Origin of the sequence: Gimesia algae (assembly GCF_007746795.1) — a bacterium.
Taxonomy (GTDB): domain Bacteria; phylum Planctomycetota; class Planctomycetia; order Planctomycetales; family Planctomycetaceae; genus Gimesia; species Gimesia algae.
Genome location: NZ_CP036343.1, coordinates 7315897 through 7336182, shown reverse-complemented (window position 1 = coordinate 7336182; position 20286 = coordinate 7315897). Strand labels below are relative to the sequence as shown.

The 20286-nt window shown below is 49.7% G+C and carries 15 protein-coding genes, 5 tRNA genes and 1 pseudogene; 18 read left to right on the top strand and 3 right to left on the bottom strand.

The window, feature by feature from the left end:
- Positions 1-20 precede the first annotated feature (20 nt).
- Positions 21-2090, bottom strand: a complete 2070-nt coding sequence (locus Pan161_RS27740) for a hypothetical protein (protein ID WP_145231978.1) — start codon at positions 2088-2090, stop codon at positions 21-23.
- 487 nt (positions 2091-2577) lie between these two features.
- Between Pan161_RS27740 and Pan161_RS27735 the strand changes: the two genes are divergently transcribed.
- Positions 2578-3561, top strand: coding sequence for a DUF1559 domain-containing protein (locus Pan161_RS27735; RefSeq protein ID WP_145231977.1), 984 nt, complete (start codon positions 2578-2580; stop codon positions 3559-3561).
- Positions 3562-3575: 14 nt separating this feature from the next.
- Positions 3576-3995 (top strand): DUF6795 domain-containing protein, encoded by a 420-nt coding sequence (locus Pan161_RS27730; RefSeq protein WP_145231976.1) that lies wholly within the window; start codon positions 3576-3578, stop codon positions 3993-3995.
- Positions 3996-4213: 218 nt separating this feature from the next.
- On the opposite strand, the gene Pan161_RS27725 is transcribed toward Pan161_RS27730, so the two are convergent.
- A complete protein-coding gene (locus Pan161_RS27725; protein WP_145231975.1) occupies positions 4214-5497 on the bottom strand; it encodes a DUF1501 domain-containing protein in 1284 nt (427 codons plus the stop codon).
- A 27-nt stretch (positions 5498-5524) separates the two neighbouring features.
- The gene (locus Pan161_RS27720; protein WP_145231974.1) at positions 5525-7129 is read right to left on the bottom strand and encodes a DUF1549 domain-containing protein; all 1605 of its coding nucleotides are present in this window, start codon (positions 7127-7129) and stop codon (positions 5525-5527) included.
- A 686-nt stretch (positions 7130-7815) separates the two neighbouring features.
- Between Pan161_RS27720 and Pan161_RS27715 the strand changes: the two genes are divergently transcribed.
- From Pan161_RS27715 to rpoB, 16 genes and pseudogenes are all read left to right on the top strand, one after another.
- Positions 7816-9486 carry a sigma-70 family RNA polymerase sigma factor gene (locus Pan161_RS27715; protein ID WP_145231973.1) on the top strand — a complete coding sequence of 557 codons (1671 nt, stop codon included), beginning with the start codon at positions 7816-7818 and terminating at the stop codon, positions 9484-9486.
- Positions 9485-9544, top strand: a pseudogene (locus Pan161_RS31515) (hypothetical protein); the annotation flags it as partial. The gene Pan161_RS27715 and the pseudogene Pan161_RS31515, both read left to right, overlap by 2 nt.
- A gap of 464 nt (positions 9545-10008) precedes the next feature.
- A tRNA-Thr gene (locus Pan161_RS27705) sits at positions 10009-10081 on the top strand.
- An 82-nt stretch (positions 10082-10163) separates the two neighbouring features.
- Positions 10164-10245, top strand: a tRNA-Tyr gene (locus tag Pan161_RS27700).
- Positions 10246-10283: 38 nt separating this feature from the next.
- Positions 10284-10354, top strand: a tRNA-Gly gene (locus Pan161_RS27695).
- Positions 10355-10392: 38 nt separating this feature from the next.
- Positions 10393-10465: transfer RNA gene (locus tag Pan161_RS27690), tRNA-Thr, on the top strand.
- A 152-nt stretch (positions 10466-10617) separates the two neighbouring features.
- Positions 10618-11814: an elongation factor Tu gene (gene tuf / locus Pan161_RS27685; protein WP_145231972.1), complete on the top strand. Its 1197-nt coding sequence runs from the start codon at positions 10618-10620 to the stop codon at positions 11812-11814.
- Positions 11815-11930: 116 nt separating this feature from the next.
- Positions 11931-12086: a 50S ribosomal protein L33 gene (gene rpmG, locus Pan161_RS27680; protein WP_145231971.1), complete on the top strand. Its 156-nt coding sequence runs from the start codon at positions 11931-11933 to the stop codon at positions 12084-12086.
- Positions 12087-12175: 89 nt separating this feature from the next.
- A tRNA-Trp gene (locus Pan161_RS27675) sits at positions 12176-12248 on the top strand.
- 128 nt (positions 12249-12376) lie between these two features.
- A complete protein-coding gene (gene secE / locus Pan161_RS27670; protein WP_145231970.1) occupies positions 12377-12808 on the top strand; it encodes a preprotein translocase subunit SecE in 432 nt (143 codons plus the stop codon).
- 175 nt (positions 12809-12983) lie between these two features.
- Positions 12984-13568 carry a transcription termination/antitermination protein NusG gene (gene nusG, locus Pan161_RS27665; protein WP_145231969.1) on the top strand — a complete coding sequence of 195 codons (585 nt, stop codon included), beginning with the start codon at positions 12984-12986 and terminating at the stop codon, positions 13566-13568.
- A 69-nt stretch (positions 13569-13637) separates the two neighbouring features.
- On the top strand, positions 13638-14063 hold the full coding sequence (gene rplK, locus Pan161_RS27660) for a 50S ribosomal protein L11 (RefSeq protein WP_145231968.1): 426 nt from the start codon (positions 13638-13640) through the stop codon (positions 14061-14063).
- A 95-nt stretch (positions 14064-14158) separates the two neighbouring features.
- Positions 14159-14863 (top strand): 50S ribosomal protein L1, encoded by a 705-nt coding sequence (gene rplA / locus Pan161_RS27655; protein ID WP_145231967.1) that lies wholly within the window; start codon positions 14159-14161, stop codon positions 14861-14863.
- Between the two features lie 75 nt (positions 14864-14938).
- Positions 14939-15457: a 50S ribosomal protein L10 gene (rplJ, locus tag Pan161_RS27650; RefSeq protein WP_145231966.1), complete on the top strand. Its 519-nt coding sequence runs from the start codon at positions 14939-14941 to the stop codon at positions 15455-15457.
- A gap of 134 nt (positions 15458-15591) precedes the next feature.
- Positions 15592-16002, top strand: coding sequence for a 50S ribosomal protein L7/L12 (gene rplL, locus Pan161_RS27645; protein WP_145231965.1), 411 nt, complete (start codon positions 15592-15594; stop codon positions 16000-16002).
- Positions 16003-16529: 527 nt separating this feature from the next.
- Positions 16530-20246, top strand: a complete 3717-nt coding sequence (rpoB, locus tag Pan161_RS27640; RefSeq protein WP_145231964.1) for a DNA-directed RNA polymerase subunit beta — start codon at positions 16530-16532, stop codon at positions 20244-20246.
- Positions 20247-20286: the final 40 nt, after the last annotated feature.

The window sequence follows — 20286 nt, the reverse complement described above, 5'->3', positions numbered from 1 at the left end:
GGATTTCAGATAGCGCCTGATTAGTTTGCAGGCGGAAACTCATACATTTTCAGATTATTCTGCTGTGCAAACGGTTTACTGGTCACGGTCGCCGTTTTCGCATTTTCATCAATGATCAGGCACATCTGGTCCTGGTCTTTGACATTGAAGATGGCCTGGATGGTCTCCAATGCGGTAACCGTACCGAGGTTCATGGTCTGTCGCATATTCTGAGTGTAACCGACCAGTTTTAAACCCGCTCCATCCAGAATGATCCTGGTTTTGGTTTCATCGGCGATATAAGCCAGGACTTCTTCAAGAGGCATCCGTTTGAAGTCGACTTCAAGTTTCAGCTTCAGCCGGTCCACCACTTTATCCGGCAGTTGCGGGCCGGTCGGCCTGGGTTTGGCTTTGACTGAGAAGTCAGTGCGCGTCGATTCATCCCAGGTTAACAGGCTGGCCAGCGCCAGGTTTGGTGCAGCGCGTTCCGGCAGAGTACTGACCAGCTGGGCATAGCGTTCTCCCGACTGCTCTTGATTGGCCATGCTGAAGGCTTTGAGCATCGCGGGAAAGCGGCCGATGACCTTGCGACTGCCTAGGGTTCCCGGATTCATTTTGCGTACGCCTTCCAGCATTTCCTCGGGAAGCGCATCGAGTTGTTCTTTGAGGTTCATCGCGAGTTTACCGGGACGAATCATCGTCGAGTTACGGAAAATCCATTCTGAATAAAAATCATCCGCACCCAGATGCATGCTCCAGGCTACGGCTTCGACATCTTCGCCGATCCAGTCCAGAAACTCGTTCAGGAAGGGATGCGCTTTTTCCGGGAGCAATACGTCCTGTTGCCGACGCACTTCATCAGGGTCAAACACGATTGTCAGGTGACGATCCCGGTCTGTCTGTTTGAGGGTCGATTCAATGCCCGGTGAGGTACTGCTGTCATATTCGCGCGATTCTGCCATCTCTGCCGCACTGAAATTTCCTGGTGGTCCAATGACATAGGTATGATCATCGACGATCATCGAAGAATATTTGTCACCCGAGTAGACCGGAAAACTGTAGTCATCCAGTCGCTGACCGTCGAATTGTGCAATCAGTTCAGAACGTTTGAAAGGTTCGGTGGTCCTGATGACTGCAGCATATTCGGGAGGCGCTCCGGGAGAGCCCAGGATCAGGCAGAACGTCAGCTCTTGAATCTGCGCCGGTCCAGTCAGACAGATTTCTTTGATTTTCTGTTCGGCCCAGATACCGACTGGACCGAGGCAGGCTCGAAATTCTTCGCCCTGCGAGCCGGGTGCCCAGAGCGCCGCGGGATGCAGGTGGATCAGGATCCGTGTCCCTGCAGGAACGTATAAGAGGCGAATCGGTTCGCCCTTTGTCGGGCTGGGCGCTACTTTTGATGGGGGCGTGTATTGCTGCGTTGAGGCAACCGTCGGGCTGGTTGCGGCAACGGGCGCCGGCGCCGGTTTAACCGGCTTGGATACGATTGTTTCTTCGACCTTGTCCCAGGCAAAGTAGGCCCCGCCTCCAATCAGGAGCAGGACAACCACGATGCTGGCAATCGTCACGTTTCTACGTTTCGCATTTTTGCGGCGTAACTCACGCATCCGCGCAACGCCTGCATTTTCAGTGGACTCGACGGCAATATCAGGAAATGCGGAACTGGAAGTTCCAGCATCAACGCTGGGAGCAGGAGTGGTATTCACAGCAGGCGGTGCTGAGGTATCAATCTGAGGAAAACCAGACGATGGCTCTGAGGCAGGCTCCGGTACAGCTGAAGGCGGTGATAAGGGATCGTCGGGAACCCATTTGGCCGACGTACCGACGACGGGCGTTGTAGGTTGTGCCAATTCAATTCTGATCTCCTTTTCCTGCCCGGCGGGTTCTGGCGTTGGGGGAGTATCCTGTTTAATTGGTGGATCGGAAGCGGGCGGATTTTGAGCAGACGCAGCCGGAACAGGATGTTCACTGGTGGCCGGGGTTTTGGAAGGAAGGGTCAAAACAAAAGCCTGTTTACAGTTGGGGCATTTTACCTTTTTCCCGAGCAGGCTTTTATCGCGGAGCTTGAGTTTTTTTTTGCAGTGAGGACAAGGGACAGCAATGCTCGACATGGATCAGCCTGTCTGGAGTATTTTCTTTAAAGTCATTTATAATCAGGAGTAAAGCGGAAAAAAACTTCCGCTAAGGCGCAGCTCATCTGTTTATCATACGTTGAGAGATACAGTGGTGCCAAGTCTTTTTGAGGCTAGATTTCGATTAACACGAGTTTATAAATTCAGGGTTTGATCAGGTTCATCGTGCTCTGAATCAGGAATTTCTCTCTTTGCTACACTGATCTTAAATTCAGTAGACAAATATCGGTTTGAAAGTCATCTGATTATCGTCTCTGCCAACCAGAGTGTCATTCATCAGTGGAAAAATGTTTCTTTTTCGCCAACTCAGGAATTCAGACATTAGTCTGACCGCAGGGCATATTTTAAGGTGGAGAGCAAATCCTGAGTGATTTTACGCATTTCCTGAATCGGGACGCATGACCAGAGTGTTGTAATCGTTTGTATATTTAATTTTCTAATCATATTTTTATTGGGGAGAGGTATCGTGCTCAGATTTCAGACTAAGCCTCATCGTTCTCGCGGCTTCACTCTTATTGAGTTGCTGGTCGTGATTGCCATTATTGCGATTTTGATCGCCTTGTTACTGCCGGCTGTTCAACAGGCGCGGGAAGCGGCACGCCGCAGCACCTGTAAAAACAATATGAAACAAATTGGTCTGGCGATGCATAATTATCATGATACGCATTCGACATTCCCGCCAGCGACGATCAATCCCGGATGTCAACATGGAAACCTGCTGGTGAGCCCGGATACCATGTCGAACAATGTCAAAAACATCACCGCACACCTGCTGATTCTACCTTATCTCGATCAGGCAAACTTGTATAACAAGCTGAATTTTTCTCAGCCGATGGGATTGTCTGCGCATGCCGATGTGACACCTCCGAGTGCGACCGCGGCCGCTTCGAATATGGCAGTGATTAAAAAACAACGCCTCAATATTTATGCCTGTCCTTCAGATTCCGCTGATTCACCAGGTACCAATTCCAGTACGACCAGTCATTATTACACCGTCGACTATTATCGAACCAGTTACGGGGTCATTGCTCGTGCCTGGGAGGATAACAGTAAGAACCGGGAGTTGTTCTGGGGACATGCAAATAATGCCCGCAACCTGCGATCTTCTTTCGGAACAAACGGTTCAGCCAGGATGAGAGATCTCACCGATGGGGCAACAAATACCATCTTCATGTGCGAAACATCAATGGAGAAATACAGTTCGAACTATGGTCCTTACTGGGGAACCTGGACCAATACGTTCTGGCTGAATATGAACTATGGAATTAACAAACCTTATAACTCGACAACTCCCTTGCCATTTGCCTGGACACCAGGCAGCAAACATGAAGGCGGCTGTCATGTACTGCTGGGCGATGGCGGAGTGCGATTTGTCAGTGAAAACACGAATGAACCAACATTGCTCAATCTAGTCAGTATCGCCGATGGAAATGTGCTGGGCGAATGGTAAGCCAAAGGAAGAAAATGAAAATAATATGCGCTCTATGTCACTCCGTTTCAATGGCGATGTGTGCTGTTTTCTTGTTCGTCTCGATTTCCGGTTGTTCGGGTGGCGGAGAGACGCTGCCCGAGTTAACTGAAGTGACCGGGACGGTGACTCTGGATGGGAAACCTGTAGAGAACATTTCTGTCATCTTTCAACCGGAAGTAGCGGAGCAAGCCACATCAAGAGGCACCACCAATGCGGAAGGAAAATTCAGTTTGATGTATAATCAGGATGCTTCTGGTGCTGTTCCCGGGATACACAAAGTGCGATTTGCGGTAATGGACGCCGATTCCACTGGATTGCTGCCCGATAAATACACCCGTCCCAATACAGGTGAGACGGCCAACGTCAAAGCAGAAGGTTCCAACGATTTTCAATTTGAGTTGAAGTCCCGCTAATTGCTCCGCTTTGCGAGTCTTTCTGTCGGACTCTCGTTCCTCATTGCATAAAGGGTGCGCGTCCTGAGACCAGTTTGCCTGAAGCGTCTCCAGGGACATTTGGGTCGTGTATCATAGTATGAGAGGCACTATGGTTTAATGTGATGCGCTTCAGGTGCTGTTCGTCTTTTCTGCGGGAGTGATTTCTTTCAGCTATATCCGGTTGATTCTGTGGCAGTTTAACCGAAGAGTCCATTAATGACGGCACCCCCGTCAACCAGCCTGACAGGGCGTCCGACGGGGGTGTGCAGTTCCATGTCAGCGTCCATTCGCATGGCTTTACACATGGAACGAAACAGGTCGTCGACCTGAACCGGGTCCTCGATGATTTCCTGACCATTGTCATCCGTTTTGCCGATAACCTGACCGCCTTTGATACCAGCGCCGGCCATCAGCAGGTTGAAATTTCTGACCCAGTGATCACGACCGGGGGCAGGAGAACGAGCGTTGATCTTGGGGGTCCGGCCGAATTCGCCCATGCAGAGCACCAGTGTTTTTTCCAGCAGTCCGCGTTGTTTCAGGTCCAGCAGGAGTTGAGACAGCCCTTGATCCACTTCGGGCGCGCGGCGTGTCATACTGCTGAACACACTGCTGTGCATGTCCCAACCTGTGCTGCGAACCTCCACAAACGGGACTCCTGCTTCGACCAGCCGACGGGCCACCAGCAGACCCTGTCCGGTCTGAGATTTTCCATAGGCTTCCTGCATGGCAGCGGGTTCATCGTCGAATTGAAACGCTTTCAGCCGCGGTGAAGTCATCATCAGGTTGGCTTTCTGATAGAGCTCACTCTGTTCTTTCACCAGCGCGGCTGCTCCCGCCTGCGCGAACTCATGCTCCTGCTGGCTAAGCAAGGCGAGTCTTCTGCGCTGGCGCAAATCAGGCGTGGTATTCGTAACATTATCCGGTAACATGCCCGGGCGATCGATAATGAACGGGGCCACCTGGACTCCCAGAAAACCGGAACTCAATGTCTGACCGATGCTGACGAAGTTCGGAATGTCTGATTGAGGATCCCCCAGCTCGCGAGCGACGACCGATCCAAAATGAGGGAACTTTTCAATTCCCAGCATGCGATGTCCGGTATGCAGGTGGTAGGTACCTCGTTCGTGGGCGGCTTCTTTGCCGGTCATGGCGCGGATGACAGCGATCTCATTCATCGCGGCAGCGATTTTAGGCCAGTAGTGCGCGATTTCGACTCCGGAAGTCTGCGTCTGAATCTTTTTCGTTTCTCCGCCATTGGGTGTGCCCGGTTTAGGGTCCCAGGTTTCCATCTGGCTGGGAGCGCCTGCGAGCCAGAGCAGGATGCAGGAGCGGCCCTCTTTTTTGAGATCCTCTGCATGCAAACGAAACTGAGAGAGCAGAGACGAGCCGCCAATACCCAGAGCGGCTGCCTGCAGGAAATTTCGGCGCGACACTCCACCACGATAATTAAGATTCAGATGTAAGAGCGCATCTGTCTGCATATGAAAATTCCTGTGATCGAAAAACCATTAACGTTTTGTGCGAAACTCAGTGGAATTGAGCAGAACCCAGAGCAGGTCATCAACGGCTTCTTCGCGTTTTTCTGACTCACGCAGATAGCTGAGATTTCGCTCCAGTTCCGGCTCTGTCGCATGTCGGGCCAGTACATGCAAAAACAGTGACTGAACCAGTTCCGTATTAGAAGACATCTTTAACAACTGCTGTTTCAGTCCGCTCTGGGAAAGTTTTTCCTGCAGTTGCTGATTGTTCATCATCAGCAGTGCCTGTTGAATGCTGCCTTCCAGCCCATCCTGCGGGAGTGAGGGGTTCATATCAAAGGTCTGCATAATTTCCTTGCGGACGGACTGATCTTCTCCGATCAGGTTTTCGACAGAATCGGCGATCACATCGGGACGCAGACGTGAGGGTCTGACCGCGGTAAACAGGTCCGCAGCAGAGCTGCTGGTACGCATCTCACGCTGATAGATCCGGGAATTCATAATCAGTCGAAACACCCATTTGGGGTCGAAGTCTTTGTAGCGGAAGTTGGCGGCAATGCGATTCACGACCGGTTTGTGAATGACCTCACTGTCAGGTCCCAGGCTGTCGACATCGTAGAAACCATCGCCGATGAGTTCGCTCCAGATACGATTCACGTAAGCGCGGGCGAACCAGTAATTTTTCGGGTTATATGCCAGAAAGGCAGCAATGGAGACCCGGCGCGCATCGGACTTCATTTTTTCATGTGGCTTTTCACCCAGTAAAAAGCGGGGTTGTACCGCAGTCTGTATCTTGGGGTCATCCTGATCGGGCATTTTGTAAGTGTAGGGATGAAAAAAGGCAGCCAGTTCGTGAAACTGTTCCCGTTTCCAGTTGTCGAAGGGATGGTCGTGGCATTCGGCACATTTGATGCTGATGCCCATGAAAATCCGGGCAGTCTGAGAAGCGAGTTCGGTCGACTTGTTTTCGCAGGCGAGTACAAAATTATTCGGGCCGAAATCCTGGCCATAGTCGTTACGAACTGCCTTATTCCGCTCAGGGGTTGCCGAGATCAGCATCACAGTGATGTAATCCCAGGGAGCACCCTTATTGAATTGTTCTGCCAGCCAGTCCTCCAGCGCCTGCGGGTCAACGCGCCTTTTGTTCGCTTCGCTTTCATAAAAAATGACCGAGGTCCAGTAGCGTGCCCACTTCCGGCCATAGGCCGGCGATTCCAGTAATTCATCGATGAGCGCACTGCGTTTGCCCCGACTCTGGTCTTTGATAAAGGCTTCAATTTTTTCCGGCGCAGGTAATTGTCCGGTCAGATCCAGCGACGCTCTTCTAATGAAGGTTTCATCATCAATCGTCTGTGCCAGTTCCTCTGTGGCTGGTCCCAGTTCCTGTTCCAGTGCCTGATCCAGATCCGCAGAACTGAAATTGATCCGCTGCGCGATGCGGCGGGTGGGCATGGTCTGTCTGATGTAACCCAGTAACTGCATTTTCTGCTCCTGGGTTTTTAGCGGCGGTAAATTCAACGGCGGCGTTTTTGGTGCCGCTTTTTTTTTCGGTGCTGCTGACGAAGTGACTGAAATAATCAGGCAAAACAAAGCAACCAGAATGATCCATTGAGAAGAGGAGCGACGCTTCAACATGGAGTAACCTGCTTGAGATAGGGATTACGACGATCTGGATGCTATTGCATCAAATACAACCGAAGATTTCAGCGTATATTCAGAACAGGAGCCTCGAGTGATGAGTTCAGAAGATAAGCGAACTGACCGAAGACCCTATCTTTATGTTACAGGGTTGTGATTGAAGGTAAATAGATTTTGCTGCATTCGGATCACGCAGGCAAAAGATATTTCTTCAGCGAGATCCAGGCGTCTATCAGTAGATCGCGATAATGGTTCTGGATATGCGAATAGTTATACTTTGGTATCGAGCGTGCTTTGTAGTGTTTGTATACCTATTGGGGTCTGGGGTGTCGTGTGGTAAATGTGAGGTATCTCACACATTTTGTTGTTTCCGGAATCAAAATCTCGCTGAATTTAGTGCAAAGGTATAGGAAAACCAGTCTAGATCGATCTCCCGTCAAATTGTCATGTTCTGTAGTAAGTGTATGTATTTAAATGGTTTATGGTGTTTCTGTTGCAGGCGTGCCTGAAGAGGGCAGGTTATTTTGATGCAATCTTGGTTTGTTTGACTAAAATTATTTACGTGTGAACTTTTCCTTCTCAAATTCGTCTTATATTGCGTAGTTAGTGACAGAGCCTGGAGACGAATGACGTGAAGGACACGATGGTCACCAGGAACAGTCATATAAAGAGGGTGGGGAATCATGATCAGTTCAAAATACAACAATCCGGCAATCAAGCAGCTGGCGGAGCAACAGGTAAAGTACGCTCCACGCGAAGTCAAGCTGGCTCAGATCACGCGGGCAGAAGAACTACTGTCAGAAGTCGAACAGGACCAGGAATATTCTTATCCAGAGCTTTGTCGACAGATTACGACTTACCGTTCTGAGCTGTATCCCGATCTCGTAGTCTCGGGGGGGGACGTACTGCATGATGTGCGTTGTTTCATCGAAGATCTGTCCGACAGCGCCGAGATAGAGGTCGAAGATGTCTCTGAAGAAGTCCTCACGGTGCAGGACTTAAGTAAGCAATTCAATATATCAACCAAAACCGTCGATCGCTGGAGAGACAAGGGGCTGGTGAGTCGCCGGTTCCGGTTTAACGGTCGCAAGCGTGTCGGTTTTCTGAAATCGTCCGTCGATCGCTTTCTCCAGAAAAACCGCGGGCATATTACCCGCAGCATGAATTTCAGTCAGTTGAGTGATGAAGACCGTGAAGAGATCCTGCGTCGTGCACGACGTCTGGCCCGGTATGGCGGGTGCCCTGCCGAGATCAGTCGCCGCATCGCCAGGCATATGAATCGCTCTCCAGAAACGATTCGATACACGTTGAAAAACTTTGATCGGGAGAACCCTGAATTGGCAATCTTTCCAAACGCTCCAGAGAAAATTACTGATCAGCAGAAACGGGATATCTACAATACATTCCGTCGGGGGATTCCTGTAGAGAAACTGGCGCGACGTTATTGTCGTACCAAAGCCAGTATCTACCGGATTATATCCGAAGCGCGGGCAGTCCGTCTGCATGCACAGACCATCGACTTCATGCACAGCGATGAATTCGAGCAGGCCAATGCCGACAAGGTTATTCTGGGACCTCCTCCAGAAGTTGATAAAGCCAATGAAAAGGTCCGCACGCCACCTGGCCTGCCGCCTTATCTGGCAAGTCTGTATTCCATCCCACTGTTAACGCGGGAAGAAGAGGCTTACTACTTCCGGAAGCTGAATTTCCTGAAATACAAGGCATTTCAGATCCAGGAGCACCTGGATCCGAATCGTCCCAAAGCCCGGGATATGGATCAAATCGAAAAGCTGCTCGACGAGAGCACGGATGTGAAGAACTTCCTGATCCGCAGTAACTTGCGCCTGGTAGTTTCGATCGCCAAGCGTCACATTCGCCCGGGAGGTAACTTCTTCGAAATGGTGAGTGACGGCAACATGTCGCTGATCCGTGCGATTGAAAAATTTGATTATACGAAAGGGAACAAGTTCTCCACCTACGCCAGCTGGGCGATCATGAAGAACTACGCCCGTTCCATTCCAGCCGAATATAAAGTGCTGGACCGGTTTCGGACTGGGAACGAAGAGTTATTCTTCCAGTCGACCGACGAACGGGAGAGTCAGTATCGTGAAGAGTTGATTAACCAGAAACAACATGCTGTGATCATGAGCATTCTGGATCAACTGGATGGGCGCGAGAAAGATATTCTGATTTATCGTTACGGATTGAATGCCCGCAACGAACCGCAGACACTGGAACAGGTCGGGAACCGTTTCGGCGTGACCAAAGAACGGATCAGGCAGCTGGAGTCCAGAGCCCTGAAAAAGCTCAGACGGATCACTCAGGTGGAACGGGTGGAGATTCCGGGGATATAACCTGTTTACGGGTTTAGGGGCTAAGTTTGATGCGGAGAAATGGATATCGAAAAAGTAATTTAGATATAAAAGCAGGCTCTGCTGATCCGGTCTGATCGGATCAGTTTAGTGAGTTCTCCCCTTAGGCAGGCATGGCTGTTGTGAGCCATGCCTGCTTTTTTTGTGTCAGTCCGAACCTCTGGTCGGTTTTTCTTCTCTGAAAAGCAGCCCTTTACTGTTTGGCTCATTGAACTTAGCATACGAAACGTTTAACGTTGGTTTTTCCTCGAAAAAAAGACCGGTTGCGAGGATAGAAAAACAGATTGTTTCGAGATGGAAAATCTTAGGCCGTATAGGCATACAGCATTAAGAAAAGATAACAATTTTTCTAATCAGCCAGGCGTTCACACTTGCAAGCAAGTGCCTGATTGCTATATTGAGCTGCTTACTGAGTTTCGGCGGGGAAAGTACCTCTTTAGCCAGGCGAGTTTGTTCAGGTTGCATGAGGCTTGAAGCCTGTTAGCTTAGTTTTCAGGTCAGCAGGCTAGCGTAGCTCAATCGGCAGAGCATCGGTTTTGTAAACCGAAGGTTGTGGGTTCGATTCCCACCGCTAGCTCTTTTGCCTGGATTGCCACAGGTCGATATTATTATAAAGTGTTTGTGGTATTCGGTTTAAGTATTCCAGCTTCGGCTGGTTGGGGGGAATTCCCGAGCGGCCAAAGGGGTCAGACTGTAAATCTGATGGCTACGCCTTCGCAGGTTCGAATCCTGCTTCCCCCAATGATAAATTTTGGAGTTTGACTGAGTCGCGATGTTGTGCGGGTGTAGCTCAACGGTAGAGCCCCAGCCTTCCAAGCTGGTTGTGAGGGTTCGATTCCCTTCACCCGCTTTTTAATGACAATGCGTTTGAAATGTGTATCAAAAAATGCTGCTGTGGCTCAGTTGGTAGAGCGCGTCCTTGGTAAGGACGAGGTCATGGGTTCAAGTCCCATCAGCAGCTTTTTGAGTTGATTTATATAAAGTGAATATCAGGAGGTGTGTGCCTCTTGCGTGCGAGGGGTGACTCCTGTTTTTACCTCGCTATTTGTTTTGTTGGTTTTATTGTTTAGGTCTGGCATTGTGTCAGGTTTAAAAAAGGGGTTTTAAAGAGAGATGGCTAAGGAAGTCTTTGAGCGAACAAAGCCGCACGTAAACGTAGGTACGATTGGACACATCGACCATGGTAAGACAACTCTGACAACAGCTTTGCTGGCGGTACAGAGCGAGAAGGGTCTTGCCCAGATGAAGAGTTATGCTGATGTTGCGAAGGGGGGAACCGTTCGTGACGATACCAAGACTGTGACAATTGCTGTGAGTCACGTGGAGTACGAAAGCGAAACTCGTCACTACGCTCATATCGACTGTCCTGGTCACGCCGACTATATCAAAAACATGATCACCGGTGCTGCCCAGATGGATGGTGCGATTCTGGTGGTTTCTGCTGCTGACGGCCCGATGCCTCAGACGCGTGAACACATTCTGCTGGCGCGCCAGGTGGATGTGCCCTCGCTGGTTGTCTTTCTGAATAAGTGTGACCTGGTCGATGACGAAGAGTTGCTCGAACTGGTTGAGATGGAAATTCGCGAGTTACTGACCAAGTACGGTTTCGACGGCGATGAAATTACGATCGTACGTGGAAACGCTAAAGGTGCCCTGGATCATCCTGGTGATGAAAAATTCAATGCCTGTATTGGTGAGTTGATGGATGCTCTGGATAGCGATATTAAAGCTCCTGAGCGTGAAGCAGACAAGCCATTCCTGATGGCGATTGAAGACGTGTTCTCGATCGCTGGTCGTGGTACTGTGGTTACTGGTCGTATCGAACAGGGTAAGATCACTGTTGGCGACAAAGTGGAAATCGTTGGTCTGCGTGATACGCAGGAAACAACCTGTACCGGCGTGGAAATGTTCCAGAAGACTCTGAATGAGGGTATGGCTGGTGACAACGTGGGTATCCTGCTGCGTGGTACTAAGAAGGAAGACGTCGAGCGTGGTCAGGTTCTGGCTGCCAAGGGTTCGATTCCTCCGCACACCAAGTTCGAAGGTCAGGTTTACGTACTGAGCAAAGAAGAGGGTGGTCGTCATACTCCGTTCTTCAACGGGTATCGTCCTCAGTTCTACTTCCGTACAACTGACGTGACTGGTTCCACAACATTGCGTGGCGGTGCAGAAATGTGTATGCCAGGCGATAATGTTGAAGTCGAAGTGGAACTTGGTAAGCCAATCGCCATGTCTGAAGGTAGCCGCTTCGCGATTCGCGAAGGTGGTCGTACTGTTGGTTCTGGTGTGGTTACCAAAATTGTTGAGTAGTTGAAAGCGATGCTTTCGATATTGAATAAATGGTGTCCACTCTGTTTTTTATGGGGTGGACACCTTCCAGTAATATTTGATTTATGTTTTGATGTCCATCGGGACTGAGGGCTGTTATGGCACGTGAATATGTGTGGTTAGAATGTACTGAGACCGGCATGCGAAATTATCGGGTCAGTAAGGAAACTCGTGGCACTGAGCGGCTTTCATTGATGAAGTATTGCTCAAAGCTGCGGCGTCATACTCTGCACAAAGAGTCTCGCAAGAAGTAAAAGTCTTGCTGGTCGGGGATTTTGTGACTGGTGTCGGTTTTTAGGGTTGCTTCCGGTTGTCAAAGTATCTGGCTGGTTCAGACTGGTAGACGGGTGTAGCTCAATTGGCAGAGCACTGGATTCCAAATCCAGCGGTTGGGGGTTCAATTCCCTCCGCCCGTGTTTTGGTGTTGCATTTGCTGTCAGGGCAGGCATTGGAGTGTGGAGTCTAGTGTCGCTGGCGTGGTAAAAAGCAGGTTTGCGGTCTTTTGATTCGCCTCTGTTCTTAAATATTTTAGTAAACTGGTCTCATGGCTAAATCCAAAGCGGAACAAGCATTCTCGGCTACTCTGGTTAGTGGCGGATTGTATAAGAGGAATCAAGGGCGACTGGTCCGTCAGTTGACTGCACTTGGCCTGGTGGCGATTTCCATTTTCGGCGCTTATTCACTTTATAACGTGCTGCCGCTGGGGATGTCTGCTGGGATGCAGAAGGGGATTGCTGTGGCGGTCGTCGTGGTTTCTGCGTGGCTGTCGTATCGGGTGGTCAATTTCCCCCGTTTTGCTGACTTTCTGATCTCGGTAGAGGCGGAAATTGGCAAGGTGACCTGGGCGACCTGGGATCAGTTGTGGCGGTCTACTACGGTTGTGATCGTGATTATGTTTTTTTTAGCGTTTTTGCTGTTGGCCTTTGACGTGCTCTGGCAATGGTTCTTCAGATTGATCAACTTTTTGCAGATTTGATGACGAAGCGAGTCGGCCTTTCAGTGAATTACAGAGATTTATGATCTCTGTTTCTTGAATAAATCGTTCTTTCTGCTCATTATGAGCGATTCCTGTTTTTTGCGGTCTTCTGGATTGCAGTGTTAGCGTCAAACAGGGTTTTTGTCGGTTTCAAAAGCCCTATTAAAGGTGTCTCATGAGTAATGATTCTGGTTCTGAACCGACCTCTGAAAGTCTGGAGGGCTCAGAAAAGCGCCTCTGGTACGTACTGAAGGTGCAGAGCAACCGGGAGAAATCCATTCGAGACGCGCTGCTACGTGGTATTAAACGGGATGGATTGGAAGAATATTTCGGGGAAATTATTATCCCCACCGAAAAGGTAGTAGAAACAAAAGGCGGAAAAAAACGGGTCTTTGAGCGAAAACTGTATCCCGGTTATCTGATGATCCAGGTCGAACTGAATGATGACAGTTGGTATCTGGTGCGTTCCACGAATGGAGTCGGGGACTTTACCGGGGCTGCAGGTAAGCCGATTCCCATGCAGGAGCATGAAATTGCCCGCATGCTGGGACGCGAAGAGTCAAAAGAAGAGACTCCGGTCAAAATTAAACTGGATTTTCAAGTGGGTGATGTGGTCAAGGTGAAGGATGCCACCTTCGAAGGGTTTGAGGGAACCATCGACGCGGTTGATGAAGCCAGTGGCAAAGTAACCGTCCTGATTGAAATATTCAGTCGTCCGACTCCGACGGAGTTGGAGTACTGGCAAATTGAAAAAGTTTAACGAGCCGTCCGGCTCTGTGTTAAACGGTAAAGATTCATCTATTTATAAAGTGTTTTGAAAGTCGGTCGAATGGCTAAGCAGCTTGTTACAGAAGTAAAAGTTCAGATTCCCGGTGGCGCAGCGACTCCGGCTCCGCCTGTTGGTACAGCCCTGGGGCCTCACGGTGTCAATATTGGTCAGTTCGTGCAGCAGTTCAACGAACGTACTAAGGATATGGCCGGGACCACAATTCCTGTTGTGATCAGTGTCTACAACGATCGTTCGTTTGACTTTATTCTGAAGAGTCCGCCGGCTGCTGTGTTGCTGAAGCAGGCTGCTCAGATTGCGAAAGGTTCAGGCAATCCCAAGAAGAATAAGGTCGGTACTGTGACTGTGGCCCAGTTGAAGGAGATTGCCAAGACCAAGTTCGAGGATCTGAATGCTCCCGACATTGATCAGGCTGCCAAGATTATCGCCGGTACTGCTCGCAGCATGGGCCTTGAAGTCGAAAAATAAACTGGTCTGCTGAATGCCTTCTGTCAGGAAGGGTTCACGCTTTAATGCAGGCGAAAATTTATAAATCCATCTCACGTTTAGTCGGATAGAGAGTCATGGGAAAACAATCCAAGCGTATTAAGTTTTACAACGAAAAACTGGCTGGTGTCGGTACGGTCGGTCTGGAAGAGGCTGTCGGAGTTCTGAAGTCTCTCGAAGGCGATCTGCCCGCGAAAATCAAGCCTGTTAAAATGGATCAGACTGTTGAGCTGGCTGTGCGGCTGGGTGTTGATCCTCGCCAGGCGGATCAGCTGGTGCGTGGTTCAATTAATCTGCCACACGGTATCGGTAAGACCCAGCGGGTGGTTGTGTTTGCTCAGGGGGCCAACGCCGAAGCTGCTGAAGCCGCCGGTGCAGATGCAGTCGGTGGTAAAGATCTGGCAGAAAAAATTAAAGGTGGCTGGCTCGATTTCGATGTGGCCATCGCGACTCCCGACATGATGGGTGTGGTTGGTCCACTGGGGCGTGTACTGGGGCCTCGTGGTCTGATGCCATCTCCTCGTGCTGGTACTGTGACTCAGGATGTGGGTACTGCAGTTCAGGATTACAAAGCGGGTAAGGTTGAGTTCCGCGTGGATGCTGGTGGAAACGTGCATTGCCGGGTCGGTAAGCTCTCGTTTGATGAGAGTCAGCTGGTAGAGAATATTCAGGCAATGCTGAAGTTTCTGGATTCTCTGCGGCCTTCATCCGTGAAGGGGGCATATGTGCGAAATGTTGCTATTTCAGCGACAATGAGCCCTGGGATTTCAGTTGCTCTCTAATCGCAGCGGTCATCTGGAAATCATCATCAAAACAAAGAAACAGTTTTCGGCGTTTCATAAGCTGGAAGAGATCTAATGAGTAAAATTGTAAAAGAAATGATCATCTCCGAGATTCAATCTCAGATCAGCGAAGTCCGCGACTTCGTCGTAGTAGATTCTGCAAAAGTGGATGCGATAACTGACAACGGTTTTCGTATCAAGCTGCAGGAAAAGGGGATTGCAGCCCTGACCGTGAAAAATTCTCTGGCACGCCGTGCTTTGGCCAATATTGGCGTTGAAGGCCTGGATGATGTTCTGAAAGGACCTTCTACTCTGGTCTGGGGCGGGGAAGACATCGTCGCCCTCTCCAAAGAGATGACCAGGTGGGCTTCCGACATCAGCACGCTGGAGATTAAAGGTGGTGTGACAGAGGGAACAGCACTTTCATCGGAAGATGTTACAAAGTTGAGTAAGAGCCCTGGTCGAATGGAATTGATCGGCGAAATTGTCTCCCGGATCCTTGGACCGGGTGCACAGTTGGCAGGGGCAATCAAAGGTCCTGGTGGGACCCTTGCAGGGCAAATTAAGACAATCTCTGAAGGGGAAGAATCATAATTCGCTGATTTGTTCGGGGATTATGAGGCGTTTGTCAAGATTTGCAGCAACGGCTGCTGAGGCAAAGCAGCGTTGATTCAATTTACATTGTTGAGAGATTTTATTTTACGCATTCGTGCGAAAGGAAAGAGAAGATGGCGACAGCCGAAGCAACAACTGAATTTGGTGAAGAAACCAAAGAACTGGGTGACAAAATTGCTGGATTGACATTGCTCCAGGCTAAAGATCTGGCTGAATACCTCGACGAAGTTCACGGTATTAAAGCTGCCGCCGGTGGCGCTGTCATGATGGCACCTCAAGGTGACGGTGGTGGTGCTGCAGCTGCAGAAGAAAAGACAGAATTTGACGTCATCCTGACTGGGTTTGGCGACAGTAAGATTCCAGTAATTAAGATCGTCCGTGCCGCCACAGGCCTGGGACTGAAAGAAGCAAAAGACCTGGTAGAAGGTGCTCCCAAACCATTGAAAGAAGGCATTTCCAAAGAAGATGCTGAAGCAATGGTTAAGGAAATCAAAGAAGCCGGCGGTACTGCTGAAGTTAAGTAGTCAATCACTGAAAAAAGCCATCTGGATCTGACCTGTGCCGAAATAATTTGGCACAGGTTAGATTTCTGTTTGTATGTACATATGGTTTTTTTCTGCGTATGATTGAAGTGTTCTGTTACACCGTTTACAATGCTTATGAGTAGGGGCGCGCGATTCTGTCGGGTTGTGTTCGAAAGTAATGTTGAGTGACTGTATGACAGAAGCTTGTTTTCGTTACGTGTTGATACTGCTTCCTATTTTTGTTTCCGTAAGTTTATCTGCTTCGATCAGTCATCGTTTCAGTCCCATATGGTCTAAGCAATCGACTCATTGCACTCTCTTTTGAATAGCAAAGTAGTATTGAGCGATTTATCAGGCTTTAATTTATTCAAGCGATTCGCTTTTAATGCAGCATTCGGGGCTGTATTCTCTCGAGGTGCGCGCTGCGGCTCCTCGCTATTCTTGGTTTGTGCTCTGTCAGTCCTCCCGCGTCAACTCTGCAGAGTAATTCCATATCTGGCACCAGGTAAGTAGAAAAGAACATCTTAATGCCGATTCCAGCACAGCGAACTATTCCCACTCATTCTGTCAAAAACTTTGGTAAGATTGAACATAGTTTTGAGTTGTCTGATTTAACACAAATTCAGACTTCGTCCTATGCGAGTTTTCTTCAGGCTGACAAATCGCCTCGCGAGCGAAAAAATCAGGGCCTGGAAGAAATTCTTCGCGAAATATTTCCGATCGAGAGCTATCAGGGACAGTACCAGTTGGAATACGTTAAGTATGAACTGGGCAAGCCCCGCTATACTCCCACTGAATGTCGTCAGCTGCGTATGACCTATGGTCGCCCCTTCCGGGTCTGGCTGCGACTGGTGAAAGAGCAGCCGATTGAAGAGGAAGTTTATCTGGGCGATTTGCCCGTGATGATCGGCGGTGGTGAATTCATCATCAACGGGGCTGAGCGTTGTATCGTCAGTCAGTTGCACCGTTCACCTGGTGTTGACTTTGTGCTGAGTTCTGAGCCGGGTGAAAAGAAAGAATATTCCTGTCGTGTCATTCCCGAGCGAGGCAGCTGGATTGAGCTGGTTGTCAGCAAGAAGGATACACTGGGAGTACGAATTGACCAGAGTGGTAAATTTTCTGCCATGACCCTGCTGCGGGCCATGTCCAAAGATTATTCCTCTGATACCGATCTGGTGAAGCTGTTCTATGATACGAAATCGGAAAAAATTTCATCCAGTAACGCGATGGAAAAACTGCTCGGTAAGATTGTCGCAGAAGACATTATCTATCCAGCTGGTCATGATCGTTGTGGCGAAATTATTCTGGATTGCTGTGGGACAATCACTGAAGAAATGATCGATGAGATCGTCGACACAGGATTGAAAACAGTTGAGATCGTGGAAGATATCACTGACGTACTCGTACTGCAGAGTATTGCCGAAGATCCGACTGCCAGTCACGAAGAGGCGCTGCTGCGAATTTATTCCCGCTTACGTCCTGGTAACCCTCCTCAACTGGAGCGTGCGATTGACCTGTTCAAAGAAAAATTCTTTGACGTGAACCGTTATCGCCTGGGGCGTGTTGGTCGATTCCGTATCAATCGTAAATTCAAGCAGGACGTTCCCGATACGGAAATGACTTTGCGTCCGGAAGACTTTATCAATTCCATTCGCTATCTCGTGCGGTTACGCGTGGGGGAATCGTCCGCCTACGTGGATGATATCGATAACCTTGGTAACCGTCGTCTGCGTACGATCGACGAACTGGCTTCCGATGAAATCCGCAAGGGTTTCCTGAAGCTGCGTCGTACCGTACAGGAACGCATGACTCAAAAAGATGTTGAGGAAATGTCTCCCCGCACGCTGATTAACCCCAAAAGTGTCTCGGCAGCCATCGATTTCTTCTTTGGTCGCAGTGAGCTGTCGCAGGTGGTTGACCAGACGAACCCGCTGTCCATGTTGACTCACGAACGGCGTCTGTCTGCGTTGGGACCAGGTGGTTTGAACCGGAAACGTGCCGGCTTCGAAGTTCGCGATGTGCATATTTCTCACTATGGACGCATCTGCCCGATTGAAACGCCGGAAGGTACTAACATTGGTCTGATTTCCAGTTTGAGCATTTTCTCGAAGGTAGATGATTACGGCTTCCTGGTCACACCTTATCGTCAGGTGAAAAATGGTAAGTTGACCGATGAAGTGCACTGGATGCGTGCCGATGAAGAAGCAGAGGTCCATGTGGCTCCTGCCGACACGCCCGTGGAAAATGGAAAGTTTATTGAAGACCGTGTGATGGCTCGTCACCGTGATGACGTGGTCTGGATTGCGGCCGGCGATGTTGATTACATCGACGTGGACCCCGCTCAGATGGTGGGGATCTCGGCCGGATTGATTCCGTTCCTGGAACACGACGATGCGAACCGTGCCTTGATGGGTTCTAACATGCAACGCCAGGCTGTGCCTCTGCTGATCGCCGAACCACCGCTGGTGGGAACCGGGATGGAAGTTGCGGTAGCCCAGAACTCCGGGATGGTCGTCCGTGCTGAAAAAGCCGGTAAAGTGACTTACGTGGATGGCAATGTTGTTGAAGTCAACGGCAAGAAATATCGTCTGCGGAAATATGAAGGTCTTAACGAGCGAACCTGTCTGAACCAGACGCCCGCTGTTAGTGTTGGCGATCAGGTGAAGAAAGGGCAGATTCTCTGTCACAGTGCCGCTGCCGCTGACGGATTGCTGGCATTAGGCCGTAATGTGCTGGTCGGCTTCATGTCATGGGATGGTTACAACTTTGAAGACGCGATTATCCTTTCGGAACGCCTGGTGAAAGAAGACGTTTATACTTCGATTCATATCGATGAATTTGATGTGGAAATTCGCGAAACCAAACTGGGGCGTGAAGAATTCACTCGTGATATTCCCAACGTCAGTGAAAAGGCGCTGCGTCATATCAGTGAAGACGGCATCATCAAGGTCGGTACCCGTGTCCGCCAGGGTGATATTCTGGTGGGTAAAGTATCACCTAAAGCCAAAGCTGAGCTGACACCGGAAGAAAAACTGCTGCACGCCATTTTCGGACGTGCTGGTGAAGACGTTAAAAACGAATCTCTGGAAGCATCCAGTGGTGTGGAAGGGATCGTGATTCACACAGAAAAATTCGCCCGTCGCATGAGCCTGACCGATTACGAGCGCAAGCAGTATGACGAAGAGCTGAAGAAGGTCGAAGAAGAAGGTGATCATCAGATTGCTGAAGAGTTCCGCGAATTCCTTAAGGCATTCGAAAACGCTTTGGGACAGCCTATGACGGATGATGATGGTCGCAAGGTTCGTGAAATTCCGGAAGACAAATTCGTCTCGCAGTATGCACATGATTTCCTGTCTCACCTGGATGACATGGATATTCGCAGCCCGCAGAAAAAAGCAGACTGTCGTGCTGTGATCGAAGAGCTGTGGTCGAATGTGGAAGACGTGATCGAAACCTGTGACCAGCGTGTAAACAGCATGAAACGTGGCGAAGAACTGCCAAACGGCGTGTTGCAGATGGTCAAGGTTTATGTTGCTTCAAAACGCCAGATCTCTGTCGGTGACAAGATGGCTGGTCGTCACGGTAACAAAGGGGTAATCTCCAAGGTTCTGCCGATCGAAGACATGCCGTTTACTGAAGATGGTACTCCGATTGACATCATGTTGAATCCGCTGGGGGTTCCCAGTCGTATGAACGTGGGTCAGATTCTGGAAACGCACTTGGGCTGGGCCGCTGAGAAGCACGGCTTCCGGGCTGTCTGTCCCGTCTTTGACGGGGCAATGGAATCACAGATTCAGGATTTCCTGGAAACGGCCGGTCTGCCTAAGGATGGAAAAGCACAGTTGTTTGATGGTCGTACGGGTGAAGCCTACGAGCAGAAAACGACTGTAGGTCAGATTTACATGCTGAAACTTCACCACCTGGTGGACGACAAGGTACATGCCCGTTCGACTGGCCCTTACTCATTGATTACACAGCAGCCTCTGGGTGGTAAAGCCCGGTTCGGTGGTCAGCGATTCGGGGAAATGGAAGTCTGGGCTTTGGAAGCTTACGGTGCCGCATACATTCTGCAGGAATTACTGACTGTGAAGAGTGATGATGTCGAAGGCCGTACCAAGATTTATGAATCAATGGTGAATGGCGAGAATACATTGGAAGCCGGTACGCCAGCCAGCTTTGACGTACTAAACAACGAAATCCGTGGACTTGGTTTGAATCTACAACTGGAAAAGAATCCTGGTTAACGCGTTCCCAGGATTGGGGAATTGCGTCAAACGTAGAGTT

Excerpts from the sequence above, each read along its gene's own strand:
- Pan161_RS27740 (WP_145231978.1), bottom strand. The coding sequence starts at position 2,090 with ATGTCGAGCATTGCTGTCCCTTGTCCTCACTGCAAAAAAAAACTCAAG.
- rplA (WP_145231967.1), top strand. The coding sequence starts at position 14,159 with ATGGGAAAACAATCCAAGCGTATTAAGTTTTACAACGAAAAACTGGCT.
- rpoB (WP_145231964.1), top strand. The coding sequence starts at position 16,530 with ATGCCGATTCCAGCACAGCGAACTATTCCCACTCATTCTGTCAAAAAC.
- rplL (WP_145231965.1), top strand. The coding sequence starts at position 15,592 with ATGGCGACAGCCGAAGCAACAACTGAATTTGGTGAAGAAACCAAAGAA.
- Pan161_RS27720 (WP_145231974.1), bottom strand. The coding sequence starts at position 7,129 with ATGTTGAAGCGTCGCTCCTCTTCTCAATGGATCATTCTGGTTGCTTTG.
- Pan161_RS27725 (WP_145231975.1), bottom strand. The coding sequence starts at position 5,497 with ATGCAGACAGATGCGCTCTTACATCTGAATCTTAATTATCGTGGTGGA.
- Pan161_RS27730 (WP_145231976.1), top strand. The coding sequence starts at position 3,576 with ATGAAAATAATATGCGCTCTATGTCACTCCGTTTCAATGGCGATGTGT.
- rpmG (WP_145231971.1), top strand. The coding sequence starts at position 11,931 with ATGGCACGTGAATATGTGTGGTTAGAATGTACTGAGACCGGCATGCGA.
- Pan161_RS27715 (WP_145231973.1), top strand. The coding sequence starts at position 7,816 with ATGATCAGTTCAAAATACAACAATCCGGCAATCAAGCAGCTGGCGGAG.
- nusG (WP_145231969.1), top strand. The coding sequence starts at position 12,984 with ATGAGTAATGATTCTGGTTCTGAACCGACCTCTGAAAGTCTGGAGGGC.
- rplJ (WP_145231966.1), top strand. The coding sequence starts at position 14,939 with ATGAGTAAAATTGTAAAAGAAATGATCATCTCCGAGATTCAATCTCAG.
- secE (WP_145231970.1), top strand. The coding sequence starts at position 12,377 with ATGGCTAAATCCAAAGCGGAACAAGCATTCTCGGCTACTCTGGTTAGT.
- tuf (WP_145231972.1), top strand. The coding sequence starts at position 10,618 with ATGGCTAAGGAAGTCTTTGAGCGAACAAAGCCGCACGTAAACGTAGGT.
- rplK (WP_145231968.1), top strand. The coding sequence starts at position 13,638 with ATGGCTAAGCAGCTTGTTACAGAAGTAAAAGTTCAGATTCCCGGTGGC.